Below are 5519 nucleotides of genomic sequence, written 5' to 3'. Positions count from 1 at the left end.
GTCGTAGCGATTGCGCCGATTCGGTCGGTGCCAACGAGGAGAAGCCCTGTGCTTGATCGTCAGTTCGACCCGCAGGCCACGGTGACGCGCGCCGGGTCCAGCGACCATGGCGATGCGGCGGCCGGCCGCTCGCCCGCCATCGGCAAGGTCGGCTTTGTCGGCCTCGGTCACATGGGCACCGCCATGGCCGCGAATCTGGCTGCTGCAGGATGTCACGTGGTCGGGTACGTCCGCCGCCAGGGCGTGATGGGCGGCATTCAGGGGCTGGGTGTGACGCCCACAATGGATATCGCCGATATGTTCGACTCCGAGATCGTCATCAGCATGCTGCCCGACGACGACGCCGTGCGCAGCGTCGTGTTCGGAACCGGCGATACCGAAGGATTGGCCGCAGGCCTCCCGCCCGGCGCCATCCACCTCTCGATGAGTACGATCAGCACCGCGGCCGCCGCCGAATGTGCCAGCGAGCACGCGCGGTGCGGCCAAGGCTACGTCGCCGCGCCCGTGTTCGGAAACCCCGACGCCGCAAAAGCACGCCAGCTGTTCGTCATGGCCGCCGGCAGCCCCATCGATGTTGAACGCTGCCGCCTGTTGACGGACAATCTGGGTCAGACCTTCGTGGTCGGTGACGACCCGGCACAGGCCAATCTGATCAAGCTGCTCGGCAACATCATGACGGCGACCACGCTTGAGGTGCTCGGCGAAACCGTTGCCGTGCTTCGAAGGCGCGGCTTCGATCCAAGGCGCTTCATCGATATTCTGACCTCGACGATGTTCGCTGGTCGCGTCCACCGGATCTATGGCAACAAGATCGTGGAGGAAAGCTACGCTCCCGGATTTGTGATGCCGCTTGCGCTCAAGGATGTGCGTCTTGCGCTCGCCGAGGCCGAGAAAGCGGGAGTCCCCATGCCGTCGGCGGCGGTGGTGCGAGATCGCATGACCGCGGGAATCGCCCGTGGCCATGCGGGCCTTGACTGGACGGCGCTCGCCCTTGTTGCCGCGGAGGAATCCGAAGCTGGTGGCCGCGCAACGTGAATGACGTGAATGGAAAAGCGCCTGCGGCTTCCAATTCCTGGATTTGTTTTCTGGATCTGGTTTTTCCAGATCTGCCCTTGGCTGGTCGACCGATACCCAGGCTGCACCCGCGCTACGGCACCTTGCAAGCAAGATCTATCGACGTGATGTCCGGGCCGCCTTCGCCGCTGGTGCGGACGCAGTAGCGCCCGGCCATGCCGAACCGCGGATCACGCTGCAGAAATTGCCGCGGGTGAATGTCGGGTCCTTGTCAGCGAGGACGTCGGCCTTGACGTTGCCGAAGGTCGTGTCCGGCTTGTGCTTGATGCCGTCATAGAAGGCCTGAATGATGTCTTCCTTGAAATGCTCGTCGCGCGGATGGGCGCGCACCACCGCCGCACGCTCATCGTCGCTGTATTGTGGGTAGGTGAGGCCCAGCACGTCCATCTCGACGCCGGCGGTCACCAGTGCGATGACGGGATGCATGTGTTGCGGGATGCCCGGCGTTGTATGCAGTGCGATTGCGGTCCAGACCGTGTCGATATCGGCCCGCGAGATACCGCGGCTGCTCAGGAAATCACGGGCCGCGTTCGCGCCGTCGACCTCGAAGCGCTCGTGCGCGCTGCTGTGTTCGTGGGTGAGACCCATGTCGTGGAACATGGCTCCGGCGTAAAGCAGTTCCGGATCGAACCGCAGACCGCGTTGTTTCCCGGCCAAGGCACCGAAGTAGTAGACCCGGCTTGAATGATGGAACAAGAGCGCAGGTTCCGTGTCACGCACCAATTCGGTTACGTCCCGTGCCAGCGCGCTGTCGGGAATGCTGATGCCATTGATCGACAACGTCATGAGAGTCCTCCGTCTGGTCGAAATGAAAGTTCGAAACCGGTCGCTAAACTCCCCCTCTCAGCTGTTCATTTCAATTAAACAACGATTTATTCTCGCGACATCGGCGGCTGGATCGGAAGTTGCCCCCACCCTCAGCGAATTCGTTCTTGAGCTTTGCGCAATGTTTCGACGCATTTTTCGAGGCCGATACGCTCGTCGTTCGACAGGAGAGGGTCGAGGACCCCGAGACAGCCTTCGCGTCCGACGATGCTCGGCAGCGACAGCGTGACGCCAAGCTTTGTATTGTAAACCCCGATCGGAACCACGGCGCGTTCGTCGCGCACCACGATTTCGGCGATCCGGGCGCAAACCATTCCAATGCCGTACTGGCTGGCGCCAATGCCTTCGATGATCGTAATGTTTGCGTAGCGGACTTCGTTCTCGATCGTCTGGTGGAAATCGTCGTCGCGTTGGAGCCCACCTTGGGCAAGGGCATCCGCGATCGGGACGCCGCCGACACGGGCAGCGGACCAGTGAAAGATCTGGGATGTTCCGTGTTCACCGAGAACTTGCGCTTCGATGGCGGTGGGAGCGACGTTGAGTTTTCGTGCCAGATGCACGCGAAAGCGCAGGCTGTCGAGCAAGGTCCCGGTGCTGAGAACGCGATCATGGCCGGCGAGCTCGCGCGTCAGGAAGGCGAGCGGATCGGGTGGATCGGTGACGACGAGCAGCACGGCATCCGGCGCGGCCGTCCTGATGCGCGGAATCACGTCACGGTAAACCTCCGCGTTCTTGTCCAGGAGGCGCAAGCGCCCCAGCGGATCGCTGCGATCCGTTGCCCCGCCGGATTTCTCGTTGACGCCGACCGTGATCATGACGAGCGCGGCACCTGCCAGATCTGGGTAGTCGCCATCTCTCACCCTGGTGATGGCTGACAGAGGAGCGCCGTAGCCCATATCGGTAGCCATCCCTTTCGCGCGATCGCGGCCCCGGTTGACGAGAACCAGTTCGCTGGCGCAACCCCGCATGATCGTCGCCATCGCACATGCGGCACCAACCGCACCCGCTCCAATTACTCCGATCTTCATGATGGGCCCTCGTCTGTGCTCGGGGTTTGTGGAAGTGTCATCAAGATGCACGATGGCCAAGTTTCCTCACCATCTGTATAGCCGTCTACCGTGTCAGGTCTCGCGCCGGCTGCATTCGAAGAGGAACCAGGTGCGCTTCTCGGATTGGTCGATCCAGTTCTCCAGCAGGCTTGCGGTGGCCACATCCCCTGCCTCGTCACAAAGCGAATGCACCTCGCGCATGGACCGCGTCAGCATCGCATTGTCGTCCCGGAGTGCGATAATCATGTCGAGTGGTTTAACGTATTCAGCATCATCGTCCACGATGCGCTGAAGACGCGAGATCTGCCCGATGGAGCGAAGGGTGGTGCCGCCGATCTTCCGTGCACGCTCGGCGAGGTCATCCGTCATCGCGAAAAGCTCGTCGCCCTGATCGTCGAGCATCAGATGATAGTCCCGGAAATGCGGGCCAGACATATGCCAGTGAAAATTCTTGGTCTTGAGATACAATGCAAACACGTCCGAGAGGAGCCGCATCAAGGCTTGCGAAATGTCATTAACGGCCTGTTCCGAGAGATCCGTGGGGGTCGTGAGCGATGTTCTCTGCATGGGAGTGACCTCATTGAGTTGGGGCCGTTCAACCGCAAAAGGGGCAGTTCGAGCAGCTTTGCAAACGGTGGACTGCCTGCAAATCGTTCTCGGCCTGGGTATTTTCAATTAAATAGCAATTTAGCCTTGCAGGGTCCTCGCGAGCGAATGTCAAGCGCCGGGGGAAGGTCGAGAAGATACCAGGAATTAGTTGGCGTTTGAACGACGTAACGTCGGCCGTCACGTCGTTGCGTTCTCGTTGAGCTGGATCGGGCATTTTTTGCCGAGGAGGGACATTGCAGCGGTCGGGATCAGCAGCCGGATGGAGGCGCCACGCCTGGCGTTGCCGTGGCGCCGGTGGCGTTGGCCGGAGCCATCATGGCGGGGGTGGCCAGATTCATCGTCATGCTCTCGGCACATGCCGATGTGTTTGGTGTCGGCTCCACGGTCGCCGTCGGATCGATGCTGGTGGTGGCAAGCTCCGGGACCGCGGGTTGAATTGTGCCGGGCGCGGGACTGCTCGGAATGTCCGGGGTCGAGAGCGGTAAAGACGCGCCATTGGTCGACGGGCCTCCCGGGGTAGAGCTGCACACGGTGGTCGATGAGCTGCCGAGCGGGGATACTGCCGGGATGGTCCCGGTCGCGCTGCCAACGATTGGTGTGGGAATGGTGCCCAAGGGGGTCGCTGACGTCATCGCTGTCGCTGACATCGGCGCGGTCGATGGTGCGGGGACGGACGATATCGTCGGGGCCGTGGAAACCGCCGGCGTCGTTCCGATGGTGGCGCCCGTTGCAGACATGGGAGTCACCGGCACCACCGGAGTTCCAGGCGCGATCTGACCTGCCGGTGTGGAACACGTCACCACCGTTCCCGGCGTTGTCGGGTCGGAAGCCAGCGGCACCGGCGCCAGCGTGGTGTCGGGGGTGTCCGGCTGGGTTGTCGCCGAGAACGGACTCGGGCCGTTGAGCGGGGACGTGACGATCGTCCCTGGTGTCGAGGGAAGACCCATGGCGGTTGTGCCCATGGTAGAGACCTGCGCCAGGCCGGCGTTGCAGCTCAACAACAAGACGGCCGCCGTGAACAAGGAGCGTCGCATCGCATTGCCTTTCTGGTGTCGATCTAGCTCGCCTGCGTCTTGCGCACGGCGACCCTGCTGCCTTCGGCGAGGTTCACCATCGGATTGAGGATGACCTGATCGCCCGGCTTGACCCCGTCATGTACTTCGACTTCCGTGCCGAAGTCGCGCGCGATCGTGATCTTCTGGAAATGGGCAACGCCGTTTTCGACGACCGCGACATGCAGGCCGTTCTGATCGAACACAACCGCATCGGCCGGTATGATCATGGATGGCGTCTTGCGCGGGATCAGCAATTCGACCGTGCAATAGATCCCGGGACTAAGCGCGCCGTCGTGATTGGGGACGTCGATCTCGGTCAGCAGCGTCCGACTCCCGGGCTGCAACGCACTTGCGATACGCGTGACCTTGCCGGGAAAGGCGCGATTCGGAATCTCGGGGACACGGACCACGGCGTCGACACCGGGTCCAAGGCCGAAGGCCTCGTCCTGGGGAACGAACAGCTGGGTCCGGATTACATCCGGGTGCATCAGCGTGAACATGAAGGTCGAACCGGACGTTACCAGACTTCCGTTGTCGATGGCACGCTGTGTGATCACGCCATCGAACGGCGCTACCACGCGCTGGTAGGCCTTCTCCTGCTCAAGGATTCGAATTTCGGCCTGCTGGGCGGCAATATTCGATTGCGCCACGCCAACCGCCGCTTGCTGCGCCCGCAGCGTCAGGCGATCATTGTCGCCCTGCTGAAGCGTCAGCCATCCCTGTTTGACGAGATTGCTGTCGCGCCCATTGGTGACTTGGGCGAGATCACGGCTTGCCTGCGTCTGCTGCAGGGTCGCCTGATCCTGGGCCAGCGTCGCCTCGGCTTGCGCAATCTGATGGTCGAGCTCAGGCGCGGTAATGTCTGCCAGCAGCGTTCCGGCCTTGACCCTATCGCCGATATCAACGT

General features: G+C 62.1%; 6 protein-coding genes. 2 read left to right on the top strand and 4 right to left on the bottom strand.

What is annotated here, in order from left to right; all coding sequences use genetic code 11:
• The first annotated feature begins 48 nt into the window (after positions 1 to 48).
• Entirely contained in the window at positions 49 to 1035 is a 987-nt protein-coding gene (locus tag WCB02_RS34620; protein WP_423965698.1) for an NAD(P)-dependent oxidoreductase, read from the top strand.
• Between the two features lie 135 nt (positions 1036 to 1170).
• Here the strand turns inward: WCB02_RS34620 and WCB02_RS34615 are convergent, their stop codons facing one another.
• From WCB02_RS34615 to WCB02_RS34605, 3 genes are all read right to left on the bottom strand, one after another.
• Positions 1171 to 1860, bottom strand: coding sequence for an HD domain-containing protein (locus WCB02_RS34615; protein WP_423965695.1), 690 nt, complete (start codon positions 1858 to 1860; stop codon positions 1171 to 1173).
• A 131-nt stretch (positions 1861 to 1991) separates the two neighbouring features.
• Positions 1992 to 2978, bottom strand: a complete 987-nt coding sequence (locus tag WCB02_RS34610; protein WP_423965701.1) for a lactate/malate family dehydrogenase — start codon at positions 2976 to 2978, stop codon at positions 1992 to 1994.
• 42 nt (positions 2979 to 3020) lie between these two features.
• A complete protein-coding gene (locus WCB02_RS34605; RefSeq protein WP_423965693.1) occupies positions 3021 to 3515 on the bottom strand; it encodes a Dps family protein in 495 nt (164 codons plus the stop codon).
• Positions 3516 to 4019: 504 nt separating this feature from the next.
• Here WCB02_RS34605 and WCB02_RS34600 point away from each other — a divergent pair.
• The gene (locus tag WCB02_RS34600) at positions 4020 to 4334 is read left to right on the top strand and encodes a hypothetical protein (RefSeq protein ID WP_423965691.1); all 315 of its coding nucleotides are present in this window, start codon (positions 4020 to 4022) and stop codon (positions 4332 to 4334) included.
• Positions 4335 to 4614: 280 nt separating this feature from the next.
• Here the strand turns inward: WCB02_RS34600 and WCB02_RS34595 are convergent.
• Positions 4615 to 5519: efflux RND transporter periplasmic adaptor subunit (locus WCB02_RS34595; RefSeq protein ID WP_423965689.1), on the bottom strand; the 905-nt coding region annotated here is incomplete at its 5' end.

The sequence above is a fragment of the Bradyrhizobium sp. genome (assembly GCF_049581145.1).
Classification (GTDB): Bacteria; Pseudomonadota; Alphaproteobacteria; order Rhizobiales; family Xanthobacteraceae; genus Bradyrhizobium.
Note: the sequence above shows the minus strand (reverse complement) of the source record. Positions and strands in the feature narration are given on the sequence as shown.

Coding starts and splice junctions, on each gene's coding strand:
- WCB02_RS34615 (WP_423965695.1), bottom strand. CDS start 1,860: ATGACGTTGTCGATCAATGGCATCAGCATTCCCGACAGCGCGCTGGCA.
- WCB02_RS34605 (WP_423965693.1), bottom strand. CDS start 3,515: ATGCAGAGAACATCGCTCACGACCCCCACGGATCTCTCGGAACAGGCC.
- WCB02_RS34600 (WP_423965691.1), top strand. CDS start 4,020: ATGTCCGGGGTCGAGAGCGGTAAAGACGCGCCATTGGTCGACGGGCCT.